The organism is Microcella sp. (assembly GCF_040286215.1).
Taxonomy (GTDB): domain Bacteria; phylum Actinomycetota; class Actinomycetes; order Actinomycetales; family Microbacteriaceae; genus Microcella.
The window spans coordinates 186480-205833 of sequence record NZ_JAVKCK010000006.1; the positions used below are offsets into that span (position 1 = coordinate 186480).

At 69.9% G+C, this 19354-nt stretch carries 21 protein-coding genes; 11 read left to right on the forward strand and 10 right to left on the reverse strand.

All coding sequences use genetic code 11. From position 1 onward, the window contains the following. Positions 1–9: 9 nt before the first annotated feature. Entirely contained in the window at positions 10–918 is a 909-nt protein-coding gene (locus RJQ01_RS03255) for an ABC transporter permease (protein WP_350475277.1), read from the forward strand. After that, positions 915–1979 (forward strand): ABC transporter ATP-binding protein, encoded by a 1065-nt coding sequence (locus RJQ01_RS03260; protein ID WP_350475278.1) that lies wholly within the window; start codon positions 915–917, stop codon positions 1977–1979. Before RJQ01_RS03255 ends, RJQ01_RS03260 begins: the two co-directional genes overlap by 4 nt. Before the next feature lie 19 nt (positions 1980–1998). Here RJQ01_RS03260 and RJQ01_RS03265 read toward each other — a convergent pair whose 3' ends face one another. From RJQ01_RS03265 to RJQ01_RS03285, 5 genes are all read right to left on the reverse strand, one after another. Beyond that, positions 1999–3480, reverse strand: a complete 1482-nt coding sequence (locus RJQ01_RS03265; protein ID WP_350475279.1) for a hypothetical protein — start codon at positions 3478–3480, stop codon at positions 1999–2001. 126 nt (positions 3481–3606) lie between these two features. Further along, positions 3607–4287, reverse strand: a complete 681-nt coding sequence (locus tag RJQ01_RS03270; protein WP_350475280.1) for a M23 family metallopeptidase — start codon at positions 4285–4287, stop codon at positions 3607–3609. Positions 4288–4505: 218 nt separating this feature from the next. After that, the gene (locus RJQ01_RS03275; RefSeq protein ID WP_350475281.1) at positions 4506–5585 is read right to left on the reverse strand and encodes a VIT1/CCC1 transporter family protein; all 1080 of its coding nucleotides are present in this window, start codon (positions 5583–5585) and stop codon (positions 4506–4508) included. A gap of 98 nt (positions 5586–5683) precedes the next feature. Then, complete coding sequence (locus RJQ01_RS03280; RefSeq protein WP_350475282.1) at positions 5684–6181, reverse strand: DUF427 domain-containing protein; 498 nt, start codon at positions 6179–6181, stop codon at positions 5684–5686. A 1-nt stretch (position 6182) separates the two neighbouring features. Further along, positions 6183–6731: a hypothetical protein gene (locus RJQ01_RS03285; RefSeq protein WP_350475283.1), complete on the reverse strand. Its 549-nt coding sequence runs from the start codon at positions 6729–6731 to the stop codon at positions 6183–6185. A 261-nt stretch (positions 6732–6992) separates the two neighbouring features. On the opposite strand from RJQ01_RS03285, the gene RJQ01_RS03290 reads away from it, so the two are divergent. Continuing rightward, entirely contained in the window at positions 6993–7196 is a 204-nt protein-coding gene (locus RJQ01_RS03290) for a cold-shock protein (protein ID WP_047567327.1), read from the forward strand. A 234-nt stretch (positions 7197–7430) separates the two neighbouring features. Here RJQ01_RS03290 and RJQ01_RS03295 read toward each other — a convergent pair whose 3' ends face one another. Next, positions 7431–8303: a DUF3097 domain-containing protein gene (locus RJQ01_RS03295; RefSeq protein ID WP_350475284.1), complete on the reverse strand. Its 873-nt coding sequence runs from the start codon at positions 8301–8303 to the stop codon at positions 7431–7433. Positions 8304–8383: 80 nt separating this feature from the next. On the opposite strand from RJQ01_RS03295, the gene RJQ01_RS03300 reads away from it, so the two are divergent. The 4 genes from RJQ01_RS03300 (at position 8384) to RJQ01_RS03315 (ending at position 11319) form a co-directional block, all read left to right on the forward strand. Beyond that, the gene (locus RJQ01_RS03300; RefSeq protein ID WP_350475285.1) at positions 8384–9163 is read left to right on the forward strand and encodes a hypothetical protein; all 780 of its coding nucleotides are present in this window, start codon (positions 8384–8386) and stop codon (positions 9161–9163) included. Between the two features lie 148 nt (positions 9164–9311). Continuing rightward, positions 9312–9668 carry a GntR family transcriptional regulator gene (locus RJQ01_RS03305; RefSeq protein WP_350475286.1) on the forward strand — a complete coding sequence of 119 codons (357 nt, stop codon included), beginning with the start codon at positions 9312–9314 and terminating at the stop codon, positions 9666–9668. Continuing rightward, on the forward strand, positions 9665–10570 hold the full coding sequence (locus tag RJQ01_RS03310; protein ID WP_350475287.1) for an ABC transporter ATP-binding protein: 906 nt from the start codon (positions 9665–9667) through the stop codon (positions 10568–10570). The genes RJQ01_RS03305 and RJQ01_RS03310 overlap by 4 nt, the downstream gene beginning before the upstream one ends. After that, entirely contained in the window at positions 10567–11319 is a 753-nt protein-coding gene (locus tag RJQ01_RS03315; protein WP_350475288.1) for a hypothetical protein, read from the forward strand. The genes RJQ01_RS03310 and RJQ01_RS03315 overlap by 4 nt, the downstream gene beginning before the upstream one ends. Before the next feature lie 12 nt (positions 11320–11331). Here RJQ01_RS03315 and RJQ01_RS03320 read toward each other — a convergent pair whose 3' ends face one another. Then, a complete protein-coding gene (locus RJQ01_RS03320) occupies positions 11332–12837 on the reverse strand; it encodes a DUF7059 domain-containing protein (protein ID WP_350475289.1) in 1506 nt (501 codons plus the stop codon). A 96-nt stretch (positions 12838–12933) separates the two neighbouring features. Between RJQ01_RS03320 and RJQ01_RS03325 the strand changes: the two genes are divergently transcribed. Both RJQ01_RS03325 and RJQ01_RS03330 read left to right on the forward strand, forming a co-directional pair. Further along, positions 12934–13428 (forward strand): FBP domain-containing protein, encoded by a 495-nt coding sequence (locus tag RJQ01_RS03325; protein WP_350475290.1) that lies wholly within the window; start codon positions 12934–12936, stop codon positions 13426–13428. A gap of 27 nt (positions 13429–13455) precedes the next feature. Continuing rightward, a complete protein-coding gene (locus RJQ01_RS03330; RefSeq protein ID WP_350475291.1) occupies positions 13456–14241 on the forward strand; it encodes an alpha/beta hydrolase in 786 nt (261 codons plus the stop codon). A 48-nt stretch (positions 14242–14289) separates the two neighbouring features. Here the strand turns inward: RJQ01_RS03330 and RJQ01_RS03335 are convergent, their stop codons facing one another. Further along, positions 14290–14463 carry a hypothetical protein gene (locus tag RJQ01_RS03335; RefSeq protein WP_350475292.1) on the reverse strand — a complete coding sequence of 58 codons (174 nt, stop codon included), beginning with the start codon at positions 14461–14463 and terminating at the stop codon, positions 14290–14292. A 38-nt stretch (positions 14464–14501) separates the two neighbouring features. Then, positions 14502–15110: a hypothetical protein gene (locus RJQ01_RS03340; RefSeq protein ID WP_350475293.1), complete on the reverse strand. Its 609-nt coding sequence runs from the start codon at positions 15108–15110 to the stop codon at positions 14502–14504. 78 nt (positions 15111–15188) lie between these two features. Here RJQ01_RS03340 and RJQ01_RS03345 point away from each other — a divergent pair, with 78 nt between their 5' ends. Further along, complete coding sequence (locus RJQ01_RS03345; RefSeq protein WP_350475294.1) at positions 15189–16217, forward strand: NAD-dependent epimerase/dehydratase family protein; 1029 nt, start codon at positions 15189–15191, stop codon at positions 16215–16217. 94 nt (positions 16218–16311) lie between these two features. Next, positions 16312–17322, forward strand: a complete 1011-nt coding sequence (locus tag RJQ01_RS03350; protein WP_350475295.1) for an SDR family oxidoreductase — start codon at positions 16312–16314, stop codon at positions 17320–17322. On the opposite strand, the gene RJQ01_RS03355 is transcribed toward RJQ01_RS03350, so the two are convergent. After that, positions 17294–19297: a putative bifunctional diguanylate cyclase/phosphodiesterase gene (locus RJQ01_RS03355; protein WP_350475296.1), complete on the reverse strand. Its 2004-nt coding sequence runs from the start codon at positions 19295–19297 to the stop codon at positions 17294–17296. The two genes, RJQ01_RS03350 and RJQ01_RS03355, sit on opposite strands and share 29 nt — an antisense overlap. Positions 19298–19354: the final 57 nt, after the last annotated feature.

Consider the following 19354-nt stretch of genomic DNA (forward strand, 5'->3'; position numbering starts at 1 on the left):
GGCTGAGCGATGACCATGATGATCCCGTACGGCCAGCGCGTCACGCCCGACAGTCAGGCGACATCTCGCGGGCTCATGCGGCCGCGCCCGGCAGGCCGCGCTGCGCGCATCATCCTCAGCGGGATGCTCGCGCTCTGGTTCGCGCTGCCCCTCGTGCCTCTGCTGCTGTGGTCGGTCGCCGACCGCTGGTCGTTCCCCGCCCCGCTGCCCACGCAGTGGGGCTTCGACGGTCTCAGTACCGCGCTCGAGCAGGGCGGTGTCGAGGCGTTCGGGCGCTCGCTGGTGCTGAGCCTCGCGGTCGCCGCCATCGCAACGCCGGTGGGAGCCATGGCGGCTCGAGCCCTCGCCGTGGGCTCGGTGCCCGCGCCGCGGCTCGTGAGCGGCATCCTGCTCTCGCCCCTCGCCCTTCCGGCTTTCGTCGCCGTGATGGGCCTCACGGTCGTCCTCCTTCGCCTGCGCGTGCCCGCGATCGTCGGTGTGCTGCTGTTGCTCGTCGCCGCCGCCCTGCCCTACACGGTGTACACGATGCGCGTCACCTACGCCGCTCACGACCTCGCCTTCGAGGAAGAAGCGCGCACCCTGGGGGCCTCCCGCTGGCAGGTGCTGTGGAGGGTGCACGTGCCGCTCATCGCTCCGGGTCTCGCGCGTGCCGCCTTCCTGGCTTTCCTCGTCGGCTGGAGCGATTACGTCATCACCGTGCTCGTGGGCGGCGGCACCATCGTGACACTGCCCTTCCTCGTGGGCTCCTTCGCCGCGGGGGTCGGCAACGACGCGATTGTCGCGGTGCTCTCCCTGAGCGCGATCGTGCCGCCCCTGCTGCTGCTGCTCGCGCTCGGCCGCTTCGGTCGGCGTTACGCCGGCGGCACCCGCACCCCGAGCGCCTCGCCGCTCGCCCGATCGGAGAAGGGCTTCCTGTGAGCACCACCCTGCACCTCGACGCGCTGACCAAGAGCTTCGACGGCCGCACCGCCGCTGTCGACGACGTGACCCTGACCGTGGAGGCAGGCGAATGCCTCGCGATCCTCGGCCCGTCGGGCTCGGGCAAGAGCAGCGTGCTGCGGGCGATCGCGGGACTGGACACGCCCACGAGCGGTCGCATCCTCGTCGACGGCGCCGATGTCGCCGGCGTCGCGCCGGAGCGCCGTGGCATGGCCATGGTCTTCCAGCGCCCGCTCCTCTTTCCCCACTTGAGCGTGCTCGACAATGTCGCGTTCGCCGCGACCGTCGCCGGCACGCCCCGCCGCGAAGCGAGAGAGGATGCGCGCCAGTTCCTGGCGCTCGTGCAGCTCGAGGGCTTCGGAAGCCGACCGGTCACGGCACTGAGCGGCGGCCAGGAGCAGCGCGTCGCACTCGCCCGCGCTCTCGCTGCTCGGCCGCGCGTGCTGTTGCTCGACGAGCCGTTCAGCGCCCTCGACCCCGAGCTGCGGGCCGACATGCACGATCTGCTGGGTGCGCTGCGGGAGCGACTGCGGCCCACCGTCGTCATGGTCACGCACGATCGGGACGAAGCGGCGATCGTCGCGGACCGGGTCGCGCTGCTGCGCTCTGGGCGTCTGCTGCAGCACGACACGGTGGAACGGCTCTACACACGACCGGCGTCTCTCGACGTCGCGCGCCTGATGGGAGGCCGCATCGAGGTGGAGGGCGTGGTGAGGCAGGGAGTGCACCACTCAGCACTCGGCAGCATCGAGGCGCCCGCGGGCGAGTCGTGGGCCGACGGCGAGGGTGTGCTCGTGGTCCGCCACGAGGCGGTGCACCTGGCCTCGCCCCCGGTGCCGGCTCCCGGCGGCATGACCGGTGTTGCGGCGGTCGTGACGGCGCGGCACGCGCGAGGCCCGCGCGCCGCGATCGAGCTCGCGGTGGGAACCGCCATGCTCGCAGCCGAGGTGCCGGCGAGCCGGCCCCTCGCGGTCGGGCACGAGGTCGCCGCGCACATTCCACGCTCAGCATGCACGGTCGTACCCCCCGCCCTCCTCTAGAGAGGCGGTGGGAGGAGCGCTACCAGCGTGAGGCGGGCTCCTTCATGAGCTCGTCGACACGGCCGTTCGAGATGCCCGTCGCGGCATTGTTCTTCGCCGCCTTGTCCTTGGGCTCGAGCGGCAGCAGCTTGCGCAGGCCGATGTTCTCGATCGGGTCGAGCACCGAGTGCTGCGTGCACGCCGGAACCAGGCGGCCGGTCTCGGGGTGGCTCATCGCATACATGCACGAACCGAGTCGCTCCTGCGTCTCCCGCAGCGTGGGGTCGTCAGCGACGATGCCCTTCTCCATCATCTCCCAGGCGGGCTTGACCTGCTCGGCGTCCATGAAGTTGTGCACGACGAAGGTCTTGAAGCTCACCTTTCCCTTGCGGGCAGCGCGCAGCACCGCTCGCAACCCGCCGCCGCGCCGGACGATGCGGTTCATCAGACCGATAAGGGGCGGGAGATCCTGTGGGTGGCTGAGAATCGCGCGCAGAACCTTGATCGTGAGCGCCCACCGCGGAATGTCGCCGAAGATCATGCCGCCGTAGTGCTTCAGGAAGCGATCCCGAGCGGCGATGTCTTTCGGCTCGTCAGAGTCGAGCACACTCGCGAAGCGGCCGTCGACCATGACGCCGACCGTGTGGCGATTGCAGCGGGGGTCGCCGAACTGCACGGCCTTGTGCGGCAACCGCTGGCCTGCGCCCGCCTCGATGCGCTCCCAGACCGCGTCGATCGTGACCTCTTCGAAGTTCTCCTTCCAGCGGCGGTCGTCGCCGATGAAGGCGGCAGGCTGGAACGACATCATGTCGTAGGGCATCTGCAGCACGTCGCGCGTGACCTCCTCGACCTCATCGAGGTTCGTCGGCGTCACGGTCATGTTGTGCGCGAGATAGGAGTCGACCTTGTGCTGCTTCTTGAGGTCGAGGAACATCTGCGCGAACTTCTCGCGGAACGGGTTCAGCTCGGCCTCGCTCTTCGGACGCACGGCGCCCGTGCGGCCGCGCATGAGCGAGTCGAAGTGCGCCGCGAACGACACCTTCTTGAACGCGGGCTTGCCCGTCTCATCGAGCACGACGTCGAGGAGGTACTGATAGTCGAAGTCGCCGTGCGTCATCGACATCGGCTCGCGGCCCACGGCGCGCATCGCCTGGAGGGCAGCGCGGTGATCCTCAGGCGCGAGCAGGCTGACCTCGCCGCCGATCAGCTGAGCGTGGGCGCGCGGGCCGCGCACCTCGCGCAGGTAGTTCATCTGCTTCGTGACCTCGGAGACGGTGTGATTGCCGTCGATGCGCACCTTGTTCGCGTCAGCCGAGTGGTAGCAGGGCGAGCAGGTCAGGTTGCACTTGGGGAACACGCCGTGCGTCCCCTCGCAGCCGACGGCGCACTTGCCCAGCAGTTGCTCGGGTGTCTTGGCATGCTCCGGCAGCTCCGCCCAGCGCTTGTCGAGCGCCCTCCGCGTGTCTGGGTGGATGGGCCGGGTCTCCAGCTCGATGCGGCGGGCGAATGCTGCCAATGACATGGGCTCTCCTCGTGCGATGGGTCGGCTGCGGCCTCACGCTGACGCGTGTGGGCCAGTCTATGCAGGAGAGATTCGGAGCGGTGGCCTGCGCGGTTGGGTTCTCGGGAAGAGCGCAGGAGAGCAGGGTCAGCCTGCGGCGCCCATCGCCCTCAGCCACGGCAGCGGGTTGACCTGGATTCCGTCGAGGTGCAACTCGAAGTGCAGGTGAGGCGCCGTGGTGACGCCCGAGGTGCCGATCTGGCCGATGACGTCGCCCACCCGCACCTCGTCGCCCGCGCGGTGCGGGTTCGAGCCGGGCACCATGTGGGCGTACAGGCTCGTGACGCGCTGGCCGTCGATGATGTGGTCGATCGTCATCCAGTGCCCGAGGGTGCCCGCGATGCCGCCCGGCGTGCCCACTTCCGACACGATTCCATCGGCCATGGCCTTGATCGGCGTGCCGTACCCGAGAGTCCAGTCGACTCCACGATGGTCGGTCGAGCATGCATCGCATGCCGCCGCGCGCAGTCCGAATCCGCTCGCCACCGCGTAGTCACCGACGGGGAAGATGATCGGCGGGCGCACGTCCATGGTGACCTCCTCGCGCTCGAGGAGAGGCATCGTCGCGAGCTCGCTCGCCTCGAAGGTCTGGCTCGGCGGCTCTGCCGAGGCACGCTCGGTGGAGGTCGCCGCGATCGCCGACACACCGGAGGGCAGGAGGGCCGCGATCGCCACCAGCGCGGCGGCGGCCACGAGCATCCGGTGACGGAAGCGGTAGGGGTCGAGGTGCGCCGCGCGCACGGCAGAGACGTAGAGAGAGTGGATCATAGAGGTATCGGCAATCTTGGTGGCGGCCATCGGGGCCGTGGACACGGTCGGTGCACGTCATTGCGCAAGGGCTCCAGAGGGAGCCGGAGGTCACCGTGACAGGTCCGGCGGTTTACTCACACCGGGATCACTCGCTCCTGTGCCGACCGGGTGGCCGACCCTTCATCGTACGACACGAGCATGGGAAAACCCTGATCGGGGTGCGCTGCCGGTGTTCGCTAGACGAACGCCGCTCCGAAGGCGAGCCCCAGCAGGTACGTAGCGGCGGCCGCGCCGTAGCCGATCGCGAGCTGGCGCAGCGCCCTCTTGACGGGCGACGCGCCCGACAGCAGACCGACGACTGCTCCCGTCAGCAGCAGTGCGCCGCCGACCAGGGTCGCGGCCATCAACACGGCGAGCGGGCCGCTGAGACCCACCAGGTACGGGATCACGGGAATGACCGCACCCGAGGCGAAGAAGGCGAAGCTCGACCCTGCGGCACCCCACGCCGAGCCGACCGCCTCGTGCTCGTCGGGTGCGACCGCCGAGGTCAGCCGCGCGCTCGCACCCTCACTCGTGCGGGCGAGGGCCGCCCGGGCTCGCACCTCCGCCTCCTCGACCGGGATGCCCCGGGCTCGGTACACGAGCGCGAGCTCATTCGCGTCGACGTCGAGGTCGGCGAGCGCCGTGTGCGCATGCGGGTCGGGCGTGGACGCCGCCAGCAGCTCGCGCTGCGAGCGCACCGACACGAACTCCCCCGCCCCCATCGAGAGCGCACCCGCGAGCAAACCCGCGAGCCCCGTCACGAGCACGGTGCCCGTCGACACGCCCGTCGCCCCGATGCCGAGCACGAGCGCGAGATTGCTGACGAGACCGTCGTTCGCGCCGAACACCGCCGCGCGGAAGGAGCCCGCGAGCCTCTGCCGTCCGCGCGCCGCGAGCCCGCGCACGACCTCGCCGTGGATGCGCTCGTCGGCGGCCATCGCGGCCGTGGCATCGGCATCCCCCTCGTACGGCGACCGCGATTCCGCGCGTTGGGCGAGAGCCAGGACGAAGACGCTGCCGAAGCGCCGCGCGAAGAAGGCTAGGATGCGCGTGCGCAGCGATACCGCCGGAACGCGGGCGGCATGAGCCCCCAGGAGCGCGAGCCAGTGGGCCTCGTGGCGTCCCTCGGCGTCGGCGAGGGCGAGCAGGATTGCGCGCTCCTCGCCCTCGCGGCGAGCTGCGAGGTCGCGGTAGACCGCCGCTTCAGCGCGCTCGTCGGCCAGATAGCGACGCCAGCGGCGGATGTCGACGGAGCGCGGCGCGGTGACTGTCACCCGGTCATCCTGCCAGCGGGTGCCCGCCCTCCGCAGTTCGGCAGCCCGAAACGGGCTCAGCCTCGCCCGGGTGAGGGCACCCGATCACCACGGTGCGGCTACCAGCCCCAGGTGCCCGGCGCTCCCTTGAAGGGACCGACGATGTTGGCCGTGATCCAGCCGCCGTAGAAGTCGCCCTCCTGCGCCTGCACGACCTCGCCGTCGACGGTGCAGCGATCCATGCGGCCCGGGTAGACGGAGACGAAGCCCGCGATCGACGCGAAACCCGGGCTCGGGTTGGCGTAGTACCAGGCGCTGCGCGGCGCCGAGAGGTCACCGCCCACGACGTCGTAGTACTGAGCTCGGCCCTTGAACTCGCAGAACGATGTGCCCTCGGCCGGAACCAGGGCACCCGCCGCGAAGTCCTCCGGCGGCAGGTAGTACGCGGGCGGGTGGCTCGTCTCCAGCACGCGCACGGCCCGCGTCGACTCGGCGATCTGTCGACCGCCGAGCTCGATCGTCACGCGCGCGTGCACGGGCTCCACCCGTGGCGGCCGCGGGTAGTCCCACACCGACTCCTGGCCGGGCCCCGGCTTCTGCCGCTGCGGTCGAGGCATGTCAGAACCCGAAGTCGCCGAAGTCGCCGAACCCGCCGCCGACATCGCCGAACGCATCAGCGCCCGGGTCAGCGCCCGGGTCGGCGCCCGCCTGGGTCGCGCCGGCATCAGCGAGCCCCGCATCGACCGGCGGCAGGAAGGCGCTCACGATCGCTGAGCCGATCACGTACCCCGCGACCGTGCCCAGCAGTGACGCACCGAGCATCTGGCCGAACCCCGGGCCGACGAGCGAGCGCTCCATCGTGCCCGGCTGCCGCAGCTCCGACCGGGTGGCCGCCTGCGCGAGAGACTGCGGGTCGTCGGCGCGAGGCGCATCCCCCGCCGGCGCGTTCTCGGTGAGCTGCGCGAAGACGAGCTGACGCTGCTCGGGCGTGAGCTTCGCGAACGCTTCCGCGTGCACCTGCTCGATGGCCTCCGGGGGCGCCGTCTCGAGCAGATAGCGGTAGCGCTCGACAGCGCGCTCGTCGTCGCCGCGCACACCGCTGGCGGCCTGCGCGCGGGGCTCCGGCTCGGGCGTGGGGGCGCCGAACAGGCGGTCGAAGAAGCTCATGGGTCCTCCCAAGGGTTCAATGACCTTCACGCTAGGGCTCGGCCATAGGGAAGTGCTGAATGACAGCCCGATAACAACTCGGTGAAGGATGTTCTGCCGTGCACCTTTGTGCACTACTGTGAGCGATGAAGTTGATACGCCTCGGCGATCCGAAACATGCAGTGTCACAGCGGCAGGTTGCTCTCGTATAGAGCAGGATTCATGAGTGGTTCGACTGGTGGTTTCGACAGTCGAAACTCCGTGAGTAACAAGGAGTCAGCAATGACGACAGGCACTGTGAAGTGGTTCAACGCCGAAAAGGGTTTCGGCTTCATCACCCCCGATGACGGAAGCGCCGACGTGTTCGCGCACTTCTCCGCCATCCAGTCGAGCGGCTACCGCTCGCTCGACGAGAACCAGAAGGTCGAGTTCGACGTCGCGCAGGGCCCCAAGGGCCTGCAGGCGGAGAACATCCGTCCCCTCTAGTTCCACCCTCGTCGCGTCGGGTCCGCCCGACGCCGACTGAACGACAGCCGCCTCCCGACGACGTGGGGCGGCTTTCGTCGTTCTCGGGGCACGGGGCGTCGCCAGGGCGTCGCTCTCAGCCGACGGAACTCGTCGCCCGATGACACCGGTCGCGCTCCTCGCACCGTCACCGACACCTCGCACGCTCGCACACGTGCGAGGCGTCGTGAACCGCGAGAAAAGCCTGAGGTCTGCCTAGTCGGCGGTCACGAAGTCGATGAGCTCTTCGACGCGGCCGAGCAGCGCCGGCTCGAGGTCGGCGAAGCCGCGCACGCTGCCGCGGATGCGCCGCCAGGCTGCCGCCCGATCCGCGGCCGACTTGTGGGGCCACCCCAGGGCCCGGCAGGTGCCGGTCTTCCAGTCGATGCCGCGCGGCACGTCCGGCCACGCCGCGATGCCCACCCGCTCGGGCTTCACCGCCTGCCACACGTCGATGAACGGGTGGCCGACGACGAGCACGCTGCTCGCCGACGCACGCCCGTGGCCCGCGAGCGCCTCGCGCGCGAGGCGCTCCTCCTTCGACCCGGCCACCCAGTGGTCGACGAGCACGCCCACCCGTCGCCCCGGGCCCGGCGCGAACTCGCGCAGCCGCTCGCTCAGGTGGTCGACGCCCTCGAGGTACTCGACGACAACGCCCTCGACGCGCAGGTCGTGGCCCCACACCTGCTCGACCAGCTCCGCATCGTGGCGGCCCTCTACCCAGATGCGGCTCGCGCGGGCGACCCGCGCGGGCGCATCCTCGACGGCGAAGGAGCCGCTCGCCGTGCGGGCGCGCCCTGCGGATGCTCCGCTCGACGGCGCGGGCTTCACGAGCGCAACCGGCGCGCCGTCGACGAGGAAGCCGCCGCCCAGTGGGAAGGCCCGAACCCGTCCTCGCCGGTCCTCGAGGTGCACGTTTCCCGCGCCGACGTGCACGACCGTGCCGACGAAGCCCGATCCCTCGAGACCGTCGTCGGGCAGCTCGACGACGAGATCACGCACTGCGGGCACGTCGGGCACGACGCGTCGGCCCGCCGCGCGCCAGTCGCCGGAGAGCACGTCGCTGCCGTATCGATCGCCGTGGGTCACGACGCGACTGTACGGGGCCCTGGTGGCGGCCGAGCCGCTCCACGCCGGTATCGCTACAGTGGGCTCGTCGAGGGGAGATCATGAGGATGCGCGCTGCCGCTCTGTTCCGCTGGGGGCTCACGTGCCTCGCACTCGTGCCGTTCGCGCTCCTCGCCTGGTGGGTGTTCCCGGTGGGAGCCGCTCTCGGCTGGGTCGCTCTCGCTCTCATCCTTGCCGGCGGGGCGCTCAACCTCGCCGCGGTCGCGCGCGGCCTGCGCGGCCTGCGGCCTGCCGAGCTGGACGGCTCCGGCAGCGCCGGAAGCACGCCGCTCGAGCCTCGGCAGCGCATCCTGTACCCCTTCGAGCCGGAGCCCCTGCCCGACCCCGCCGTGCGCCGCCGCATCGGCACCGGCTCCGCGCTCGCCCTTCTCGGGCTCATCGCCTTCGGTGCCTGGACTCTCGCCATCGAGCAACCGCTCGCGATCGCGCAGGGTCAGCTGACGCTTGAGCAGACCTATGCGGCGTGGGGCGACGTGGCGCAGACCGGGTTCTTCGTCGCCCTCACCGTGTGGGCCCTGCTCGGAACCGTCCTCGCCGGTGGCCTCGCCGTTCTGGGGCGCCTCGACGGCCCCACCCTCGAGCGCGTTCTCGCCCCGCGCCGTTTTCTCGCTCTCGCCGCGATCGTCGGCAGCGCCATCGTCGCCGCGGCGTTCGCCCCCTTCTTCGCGGTCGGCATCAGCCTGCCTGACGACCTGCCGTTCGTCGCGGGCGGTACGCAGAGCCCCGGGTCGATCCTGTTCGGGATGCTCGGCTTCGCCCTCAGTGCAGCGGCGATCCTGCTCACCGTGCCGTCGTGGCGCGCGCGACCGCGGTCTTTCTGACGACGCGCCTCCCGCGACCGCCCGCCCGCCCCCTCAAGGCTTCTGCGCGTCGGGCGCCGGCTTGACACGCGCTCGGTTGTCTGGTTAGTTACTCTAGTAATTAACCAATACGGAGGGTGTGCGCTCCACGACAAGAAGGGAGGTGGCCATGGACGACAGTCGCCCGATCTTTCGGCAGCTCGCCGAGCAGATCGAGAACCAGATCATCGACGGCTCGCTGGTGGAGGGCGCACAGGTGCCGTCGATCAACGAGTTCGCGGCGTTCCACCGCATCAACCCCGCCACCGCCCTCAAGGGCATCACCCTGCTCGTCGAGGCCGGCGTGCTCTACAAGCGCCGCGGCATCGGCATGTTCGTCGCCGACGGCGCCCGAGCCGCCCTCATCGCTGAGCGTCGTCAAACGTTCCACGTCGAGTTCATCCGCCCCCTCCTCGCCGAAGCCCGAGCCCTCGGCATGAGCGCCGACGAGCTCGCCGACCTGATTCGAAAGGACACCACCCCATGACCCCCGCACTCGAGGCCCGCGGTCTCACCAAGCGATACGGTTCGCTCGCCGCCGTCGACGACGTGACCTTCACGATCGCCGAGAACGCGATCACGGGCCTGCTCGGTCGCAACGGTGCCGGCAAGACGACCCTCATGCGCCTCATCACCGGGCAGGAGTTCCCCACGAGCGGAAGCGTTCGGCTCTTCGGCGCCCCGCCGGTCGAGAACGCGGCCGTGCTCCAGCACACGTGCTTCATCGCCGAGAGCCAGCGCTACCCCGATGAGTTCCGCGTCAAGCACGTTCTCGCCGGCGCCCCGCGGTTCTTCGCGAACTGGGACGCAGAGTTCGCCGACGAGCTCGTCGACGAGTTTCGGCTCTCGACGAGGCAGCGCATCAAGAAGCTCTCCCGCGGCCAGCGCTCTGCCGTCGGCGTCATCGTCGGTCTCGCCTCGCGCGCACCGCTGACGATCTTCGACGAGCCCTACCTGGGTCTCGACGCCGTGGCCCGGCAGATCTTCTACGACCGACTCCTCGCCGACTACGGCACGAACCCCCGCACGGTCATCCTCTCGACGCACCTCATCGACGAGGTCAGTCAGCTGCTCGAGCACGCGCTCGTGATCGACTCCGGCCGCATCGTCATCGACGCTCCCGTCGACGAGCTGCGCTCGAGCGCGGCGACGGTGAGCGGCACCACCGAGGCGGTCAACCGCTTCACGGCCGGCCGCGAGGTCGCGCACCGCGAGCAGCTCGGCGGGCTGCAGAGCGCCACCGTTTCGATTCTCTCCGACGCCGACCGAGAGGCGGCCCGCAGTGCCGGTCTCGAGGTCGGGCCCGTCTCGCTGCAGCAGCTCATCGTGCGCCGCACCGGCGGATTCACCACAGCACCCACCACGATCCCCGAGGAGGCGACGGCATGACCGCGCTCACCGCAAACACCCTGCCCACCACGGCGCGCCCGCTGGGGCGCCGCACCGCGACCATCATGCTCCTGCAGCTCACCAACCCGATGACGCTCATCGGGTGGCCGCTGGCGATCCTGGGGTTCATCTACGGGCTCAACGTCGCCATCTACGCGCTCATCTCCTCTGCGACCGGAGGGGCGTCGTCGGTGGAGGTGAACGGAGGTGTCGGCTTCATCTGGGTCTACACGCTGGTCATGGCCGTGCAGAGCGTCAACCAGACCTTCCCGCTCGCCCTCGGGTTCGGCGCGACCCGGCGCGACTACCTCCTCGGCACCGGCGTGCTGTTCACGCTGCTCTCTGCGGGATACGCGGCGCTCATCGCTACGCTCGCCATCGCCGAGCGCGCCGTCGACTACTGGGGCATCGGCCTGCGCTTCTTCGACACCGTGCCCAGCTTCACGTGGGTCGACTTCTTCCTCGGCAACCTGCTGATCCTGCTGCTCTTCGCCTCCATTGGGGCGGCAACAGCATCGGTCTACGTGCGATGGAAGGCGACCGGCATGTACGTGTTCTGGGCTGCGCTCGTCATCGCGCTCGTCGGCCTGGTCTTCGTCATCACCTGGACCGAGTCGTGGGGCGCCGTCGGAGAGTTCTTCGCCGCCGCCGGCGTGCTCGGCACTCTCGGCTGGAGCCTCGTGATCTCGGCACTCGGCGCGATCGCCGCGTACCTCATCCTGCGCCGGGCGACCCCGACGAACACCTGAGCCGCGACAGGCTCACTCGACCAGAGCCAGGAACCCCGTCACCAGCAGCTCACGCACCTGCGGCAGCACCTGCTCGAGCAGAGCGCTCTCGTCCACCTCCAGCAGCTGGGCGAGGGCGCTCGCGATCTCGCCCACGGTGAGATCGCCGTCGCAGGCGCCGACGAGGCCCGCGAGCGCAGCATCCGCCTCAATCACGCGACCCAGGCCGCCGCCCTGCCGCAACCTGATGACCGTAGGCCCCTCAGCGCCTGGCCAGTAGTGGCGCTCTTCGGTGACATCACCCGCGACCGCGCAGCGCAGAACGGCCAGACCCGCCTCGCCCAGCGGCGCGAGCCGATCGTGCATCGCCACCCCTGCGAGGAGGGCATCGCCGAGCCCCCCTGCGTCATCGAGGCGCGGCGAATCCACCGCCTCCGTGCGGCGCAGCGTGGTCGTGCCCGGGCCGGGATTGCGCAGCACGAGGTACCCGAATCCGACGCCGACGACACCGCGGGCCGAGAAATCATCGAGCCACTCCCCCGCCAGTCGCTCGAACTCGGCAGTGCCGACGCGCGTGCCTCCGTCTCGGATCCAGGTCGCCGCGTACTCGATCGGCGACTGCCGCTCCCTCTCGATGACCCAGCCGTCGAGGCCTGCCTCCTCGAGCCAGCGGGCGACTCGTGCGAGGCCATCCTCGTCGTCGCGGTACTCCCAATTGCCGAGCAGGTGCGCCGTACCTCCCGGCACCAGGTGCTCGGCGGCGCCGCGCACGACCTCCTCGACGATCCCGTCGCCGACCCGACCGCCGTCGCGGTAGTCGTAGACCGGCACGCCATCCCGGCGCGGTGTGATGACGAACGGCGGGTTGCTCACGATGCGGTCGAAGCGCTCCCCCGCGACAGGTGCGTAGAGGTCGCCCCGCCGCAGCTCTACCGCGTCGACGGCGCAGAGCGCGAAGGTCGCCGAGGCCAGCTCAAGGGCGCGCTGCGAGACGTCGGTGGCGACGACTCGGCTGGCCCGTGCGGCAGCGACGAGGCTCTGCACTCCGCACCCCGTGCCCAGGTCGAGCACCGCGCCGACCGGGGTCGTGGGCTGCAGGCCCGCGAGCGTGAGCGAAGCGCCACCCACCCCCAGCACGTGGCCGGGTGGCAGCGCGCCACCGAGGGCGAGCTCGTCCAGATCGGAGACGATCCACCAGTCGGCGGCGCCGGTGCCGTCGATCGCGGAGAGCGGTGCTACATCGAGACGCGCGCGGCCCGCATCGTCGACGAGCCCCAGCCTGCGCGCGCCTTGCAGCCCCAGGGTGGGCAGCGCCAGCGCGAGCTCATGGTGCGCGAGCGCGTCGTGCAGACGGAAAAGGCGCGCGAGCAGCGCGAGCGGTTCGGCACCCGCGGCGAGCGCCCGTCGCAGCGCGAGCACGCGATCACCGCGGTGCAGCGCGTCGTCGGCGTCGGGCCCCCACAGCTGCTGCAGCCGGTCGACGGTGTATGCCGCCGCGGCGAGGTCGCCGCGCAGCAGCAGGAGCAGGTCAGAATCCACGACCCCATCCAACCGTGAATGGGGCCTGGCGCGCGGACGGTGACGATTGACGTGAGCGCCGGCAGCGCTGAGGTGGGTGTCGTACGCTGTCGCAGGATGAGAGAACTGACTGCCGAGCAGATTCGCGAGTCGATGGTGAACGCCACCGAGGCCGAGATCGAGAAGATGCCGCTCCCGGGTCTTTACGAGACTCTGTGGGATGAGCGTGAGTATCTGGGCTGGCGCGACCCAGACGGCTCGCCGCGCGGGTACATCGTGCACTGGGTCGACGACCGACCGGTCGGCTTCATCGTGCGCGCCGCATCGTCCACCCTTCGCTCCGGCATCGGGGCCATGTGCTCGTTCTGCCACACTCCGCAGCCGTCCACGCAGGTGCTCATGTTCAGCGCCCCCAAGGGCGGCGCTGCCGGTCGCGACGGCAACACGATCGGCACCTATCTGTGCGCCGATCTGGCCTGCTCCATGATGATTCGCATGCTGCCCGCCACGAGCGAGCTCACCTTCAGCCGCACGGAGATCGTCGCCCGCCGCAGTGCCGGACTCACCGAGCGCTTGCAGCGCTTCACAGCCAACCTGCTCAAGACCGCCTGACCTTGGCCGTGCCAGCGATAATGGGGCATGACCTCTGAGAGCTCGCCCACAGCCCGGCGCCGCACGGCAAGCACGCGTCGGCGTCGCGTGCGCGCCATCGGGCTCGGTGCCCTCGGAGCACTCATCGTCGTCATTTTCGGTTTCACGCTGTGGGCCAACAGCCCGTACCGCGCTGATCGCACCGCCACGCTGGAGGTGTTCGGCAACCCCGCGATCTCCGTCTCGACGGTCGACGAAGGCGTCTTGCTCGAGCCGGTCGGTGACGCAGCAGCCACCGGCGAGCAGGTCGGGCTCGTCGTCGTTCCCGGCGCCCGAGTCGATGCCTGGGCCTACCTCTATCAGATGAGCGGCATCGTGGAGCAGAGCGGCGTCACCGTTCTCATCACTCGGCCTCCTCTCAATCTGGCCTTCTTCGACCTTCGCGGGCTCGACGAACTCACGACTGCCGCCCCGGGTGTCGAGCGATGGTTTCTCGCTGGCCACTCGCTCGGCGGCGTGCGCGCATGCCTCATGGCGCAGGACGCCGAGGTAGAGGGTGTCGTGCTGCTCGGCAGCTACTGCGCGAACGACCTGAGCGACACCGGTCTGGCCGTGCTGAGCGTTGCCGCCGAGAACGACGGCCTCACCGAGCTCGAGACGATCAGCGATACTGCCGACCTGCTACCCGGCGACGCGCGGTTCGAGGTGATCGAGGGCGCCAACCACGCCGCCTTCGGCGACTACGGTCCGCAGTCCGGAGACGGGGAGCGCACGATCACGAGCGCGCAGATGCGCGAACAGCTCACCGCTCTGCTCGCCGAACTCGTGCGCTAGCGGGAGGGACGCCCCGCGCGTCAGCCCGGCGATGCGGCCGCTGGTGCGCTACTCGCGGCTGCCGAGAATGTGGAACGGAATCGCGAGCGACAGCGTGATCGACATGATGCCCGTGAAGAACATGATCGCCTTGAACTCGTCCGGCACCGCGAAGGAGTAGGCGAAGAGCAGGAACGAGGCGAAGAAGAGCGCGAGAGACGCGATCACGGCGGCGATTTTCATGATGCGTCCATTCTGCCAGGTCGACGGCGGTTCACGGGTCAGGCTTCGGCGGGAGTGACCGGGGCGGGAGAGGCGGGGGCCGCATCCCCGTCAGCACCATCTCCCTCTCCGTCTCTGCTCTTGTCGCGGAAGGCGTGCGCGATCGCCCACCACACGAGCGCGCCGAGCAGGATACCCCCCACGAGCGCGAACACCGGCGTCAGCAGCACGGGGCCAGCGACGGGCGAATCGGTGACCACGGTGGCCAGCCAGACGTACAGCCAGAACAGACCGATGTCGAGCACCGCGGTGATGCCGAGCGACGCCCAGGTGACCGCCCACGGCTTGCGCTGCTCGGTGAGGCGCAGCAGCCAGACGCTCACGACGACGGCGAGCAGCACGAGAACGAGGCTGCCGATGAGCATCGCGATGAGAACCCAGAAGAGAATGTCGGCGCCGACACCGAGCGAGGAGAACAGGCTCGGCAGCACATCGCTGCCGATCGCATCGCCGAGCACGTCGATGAGGTTGCCGAACAGTGCAGCCGCCGCGAGCCCGGCGAGCGACATGCCGAAGCCGAACCAGCCGGTCTGGAACATCGTGTGCGCGACAGCGCCGGCGATGAGGCTGCTGGAGAACTGGGTGCGGGTCATCGGCGAGTTCGCCATGGGTGCTCCTCGGGGTGGGGAGTGCGGGGTGGGGAGAGGGCTGGTGACGCTTTGCGTGCGCGCCTTAGAGTTCAGCCTATGCAGAAGCGGGCGATTCTTCTCGGCGGATCCGGACAGATCGGCACCGCCGTCGCCCACGCGCTTCTCCCGCACGGCTGGGACGTCGCCATCGCGCACCGCGGCGAGCGCCGCGGCGTCGTCGACGGCGTGCGCACCATCACCCTCGATCGTGAGGATGCGGCGGCCGTGCGCGCGGCGGCATCCGGCGCCGACCTCGTTCTCGACTGCGTCGCCTACACCGCCGAGCACGCCGAGACCTTTGCACCGTTGGCCGGCGATATCGGCTCCCTCGTCGCCATCTCCACGGCGTCCGTCTACGCAGGGCTCGACGGCTCCTCCCCCGACGACGCGACCGGGGCCGACGACTTTCCCGTCTACCCCGTGCCCATCGCCGAAGACCACCCCACTGTCGGCGAGGCGACGCCCGGCGCGCGCACGACCTACTCTGCGGGCAAGGCGGCCCTTGAGCGCGCTCTGCTCCGGATCGACGGGCTGCCGGTGACGATCCTGCGCCCGGGCGCCATCCACGGGCCGCAGTCGCCGGCGCTGCGCGAGTGGTACTTTCTGGGCCGAGCGCTCGACAGGCGCGAGCGGGTTCCGCTGGCGTACCGCGGCGAGAGCAGGATGTCGACGTCGGCGACGGTGAACATCGCGGAAATCGTGCGGCTGGCGGCCGAGCATCCGGGTCGGCGGGTGCTGAACGCCGTCGACGAACCCGCCCCGTCGGTGCTCGAGATCGGGCAGGACGTTTTCGCGCACGTCGGCCACACGGCTGAATTCGACCTGCTCGCAGGGCCCCCCGTCGACGGCGTGGGTGCGCACCCGTGGGCGGTGCCGACGCCCATGGTGCTGACGATGCAGGCGGCTCGCGAGCAACTCGGCTACGAGCCACTCGGCACCCACCGGTCGACGATCGGCGCCGCGCTCGACTGGATGCTCGCACGCGTTGTGGAGGGCGACTGGCGCGAGCTGTTCCCCGGCCTCGCACGCTACGGTGCTGAGCGCTGGTTCGACTACGCTGCGGAAGATCGCGCCCTCGGCGCCTGAGTCCGGCACCCGACGGCACGGAACTCCCCCGGCTCTGCTCCCAGCGAGCACCGTGCTCCCACCCAGGGCGCCGTGCGCTCCGAATGATGAAGTAGTGTCCGTCCTCACCGTCACCTTTAGGAGCCTCATGCCCCGCAACGCCCTCGACACCACCGTGCCCGACCTCACCGGGCGCCTCGCCGTCGTCACGGGCGCCAACAGCGGTCTTGGCTTCGGCCTCACCGGCCGGCTCGCCGAGGCGGGGGCCGAGGTGGTCATGGCGGTGCGCAATCGCGCCAAGGGTGAGGATGCTCGCACGCGGCTCCTCGAGCGGCACCCGGCCGCGACGTTGCGACTGCTCGACCTCGACCTCGCCTCGCTCGACAGCGTGCGCGCCGCGGCACAGTCCCTCCTCGCAGAGGACCGCCCGATCGACCTGCTCGTCAACAATGCCGGCATCATGGCGGTGCCCGAGCTCGAGCGCACCGCGGAAGGCTTCGAGCTGCAGTTCGGCAGCAACCACCTGGGCCCCTTCGCCCTCACCGGGCACCTGCTGCCCGCCCTCGTGCGCACCGACGCCCCGCGTGTCGTGTCGACGAGCAGCCTCGCCGCGAACGCGGGCCGCTGGCAGTGGGACAACCTGAACGCCGAGCAGGGCTACAGCGCCTGGGGCGCCTACGGCCTCTCGAAGCTCGCCAACCTGTCCTTCGCGCGCGAACTGCAGCGCCGCAGCGACGCCCACGGCTGGGGCATCGTGAGCACGGCCGCGCACCCGGGTGGCACCCTCACCAACCTGCAGACGACGGGCCCGCGGCGCGGCGTCGAGCCGAGCGAGAGGCGGCAGCGCCTGTCTGCCCGCATCATGCAGACCGTCGACGTCGGCATGCTGCCCTCTCTGTACGCGGCGACGAGCCCCGATGCCGAGCCCGGCGGCTACTACGGACCGAAGGGATTCCTCGAGGTGCGCGGAGAGCCCGCGCCCGCGCGCCTACCCCGCCCGGCCCGCGATCGCGCCGCCGAGGCTCGCCTGTGGGCGGTCTCGGAGCGCCTCACCGGCGTGCGCTTCGTGGAACAGGTGCCGTGGGCCTCTCCCGACCTCAGTGCCGGCCCGCGACCTGCTCGATGAGCCACGACAGGAGAAGCGCGCTGACCTCTGGGGGATGCTCGGCATTTTCGTGAAGTCGATCGTGCAGCGCTGAGCCCTGTGCGTCGTGCCCGGCGAAGTAGCCGGTGAGCGGGCACTCGGCACGGGGCTGGTGATGCATGCCTCCGGCGCGCGTTCTGCTCCAGTGATATGCGAGCGCGCCGAGGGCTGTTGTGATGGCGATCTCACCGCCAGGCAGGTCGGCTTCAGCCGACCATGCGACGACCTCATCGGCTGGCATGGGTCGCGCGAAGAGGTACCCCTGCCCGTAGCGAGCCCCGAGTACGGAGCTGACCTCGAGGCGTTCGCGGTTCTCGATGCCCTCCACTGTGACTCCGTAGCCGAAGTCGGCCCCGAGTTTGGTGATTGCCGCGAGCACCGTCATGACGTGCAAAGACCGCGTGTGGATGTTGTCGAAGATCTGGCGATCGATCTTGATGACATCGAAGGGTAGCTCGGTGACTCGCTTCAGGGTGCTGTATCCCGAACTAATGTCGTCGAGATTGAGCTTCACGCCCAACCGCACGAGCTCGTCGATGGCCTCGTCGCTGACGTGCGGGGCGAGCTCACTCGATTCGAGCAGCTCGAGGCTGAGCTTGCTCGGTTCGACGTCGAGCAGCGTGAGAGCGTCGATGACGAGCTGAGTACTGTCGGGCGCGGCAAAGACCTCTGGTGGAACGTTGAGCGACACGCCCCAGTCGTGACCGGCCTCCTGCCACCGTGCGACCCACCCGAGGGCCTGGTGCATCCCGATCCAGAAAAGCTCGCGCAAGTGATCGGTGGTGTACTGGGGCAGGAACTGATCGGGCAACATAATCGAACCGTCGGGCCGACGAATGCGCGCCAGCGCTTCGAACTGGCTCACCCTGCCGGTGCGCAGCTCTACGATGGGCTGCATATACATCTCGAGGTGCCCGTCGACGTGGTGCCGCGGCGCACCGGGATAGCTGAACGCGGGCTTCTGGGGCGGCTGCGTCTCGGACGGCGTGTCTCTCGGTGCCGAGCTCGGTGCAGTCAGCTCCCACCACTGCTCGGATCCCCGGCGCCCTTTCGCGCGGTACAGGGCGCGGTCGGCCGCCGCGTAGAGGGACTGGCTGTCGCTGCCGTCGGAGGGGTAGAGGGAGACACCCATGCTCGTCGTCACCGTGATCTCCGACCCGTCGGGCAGCCGGATGGGGCGCACGATCGCCTCGCGGATGCGCTGCGCGACCTCAGCGACCTGGTGTGCGGCGTGCTCGGGGTCGAGGTCGGAGACGATAATGACGAACTCGTCGCCCGACACCCGCGACACGGAGTCGTTGCGACGCAGAGCCGCCGGGATGCGGTGCCCCACCTCGATGAGCACCTGGTCGCCGGCGGGGTGACCGTGACGGTCGTTGACCTGCTTGAAATGATCGAGATCGAGCAGCCCGATCGCCACGACGTCGCCGCGCTCATCGGCCGAGCTCATCGCGCGCCGCAGGAGTCCGCGCAGGCCGGTCCGATTCGGCAGGCCGGTGAGAGCATCGTGCCTCGCCTCGTGCGAGAGACGATCGCGCTCCTCGATAGCGTCGCTGACGTCGCGCTGCACGCTCACGAAGTGGGTGATCTCGCCCGCCTCATCGTGCAGCGGGCTGATCGTGAGGTGGTTCCAGAACGGGGTGCCGTCTTTGCGGTAGTTCAGGATCGTGCCCTGAAAGACGGTGCCGGCGTTCAGGCAGTCGCGGATGCGCTGCACATCGTCCGGGCCGGTGGCGGGTCCCTGCAGGAATCGGCAGTTGGTGCCCATGATCTCGTCTGCCCGATAGCCGGTGATGGTCGTGAAGGCGGCATTCGCGTAGATCGTGTTGCGGTGAACATCAGTGATGAGCGACCCTTCGCTGACGGTGTCGAGGGCGCGAGCCAGAAGCTGCTCCGTGGCCGCACTCGAGGAAGGATCAGGACGAACTGTCCCCGCACCGCGGAGTTCGGCGGTCACGGCACCTCACTTTCGTCGAACAGGAACGGGGCGACTCTCGACCGCACCATCAGCAGG

What these genes read in the sequence shown, in the direction of transcription:
- RJQ01_RS03255 (WP_350475277.1), top strand. Translation starts at nt 10, where the DNA reads ATGACCATGATGATCCCGTACGGCCAGCGCGTCACGCCCGACAGTCAG.
- RJQ01_RS03265 (WP_350475279.1), bottom strand. Translation starts at nt 3,480, where the DNA reads ATGTCATTGGCAGCATTCGCCCGCCGCATCGAGCTGGAGACCCGGCCC.
- RJQ01_RS03270 (WP_350475280.1), bottom strand. Translation starts at nt 4,287, where the DNA reads ATGATCCACTCTCTCTACGTCTCTGCCGTGCGCGCGGCGCACCTCGAC.
- RJQ01_RS03280 (WP_350475282.1), bottom strand. Translation starts at nt 6,181, where the DNA reads ATGCCTCGACCGCAGCGGCAGAAGCCGGGGCCCGGCCAGGAGTCGGTG.
- RJQ01_RS03285 (WP_350475283.1), bottom strand. Translation starts at nt 6,731, where the DNA reads ATGAGCTTCTTCGACCGCCTGTTCGGCGCCCCCACGCCCGAGCCGGAG.
- RJQ01_RS03290 (WP_047567327.1), top strand. Translation starts at nt 6,993, where the DNA reads ATGACGACAGGCACTGTGAAGTGGTTCAACGCCGAAAAGGGTTTCGGC.
- RJQ01_RS03300 (WP_350475285.1), top strand. Translation starts at nt 8,384, where the DNA reads ATGAGGATGCGCGCTGCCGCTCTGTTCCGCTGGGGGCTCACGTGCCTC.
- RJQ01_RS03305 (WP_350475286.1), top strand. Translation starts at nt 9,312, where the DNA reads ATGGACGACAGTCGCCCGATCTTTCGGCAGCTCGCCGAGCAGATCGAG.
- RJQ01_RS03310 (WP_350475287.1), top strand. Translation starts at nt 9,665, where the DNA reads ATGACCCCCGCACTCGAGGCCCGCGGTCTCACCAAGCGATACGGTTCG.
- RJQ01_RS03315 (WP_350475288.1), top strand. Translation starts at nt 10,567, where the DNA reads ATGACCGCGCTCACCGCAAACACCCTGCCCACCACGGCGCGCCCGCTG.
- RJQ01_RS03325 (WP_350475290.1), top strand. Translation starts at nt 12,934, where the DNA reads ATGAGAGAACTGACTGCCGAGCAGATTCGCGAGTCGATGGTGAACGCC.
- RJQ01_RS03330 (WP_350475291.1), top strand. Translation starts at nt 13,456, where the DNA reads ATGACCTCTGAGAGCTCGCCCACAGCCCGGCGCCGCACGGCAAGCACG.
- RJQ01_RS03335 (WP_350475292.1), bottom strand. Translation starts at nt 14,463, where the DNA reads ATGAAAATCGCCGCCGTGATCGCGTCTCTCGCGCTCTTCTTCGCCTCG.
- RJQ01_RS03340 (WP_350475293.1), bottom strand. Translation starts at nt 15,110, where the DNA reads ATGGCGAACTCGCCGATGACCCGCACCCAGTTCTCCAGCAGCCTCATC.
- RJQ01_RS03345 (WP_350475294.1), top strand. Translation starts at nt 15,189, where the DNA reads ATGCAGAAGCGGGCGATTCTTCTCGGCGGATCCGGACAGATCGGCACC.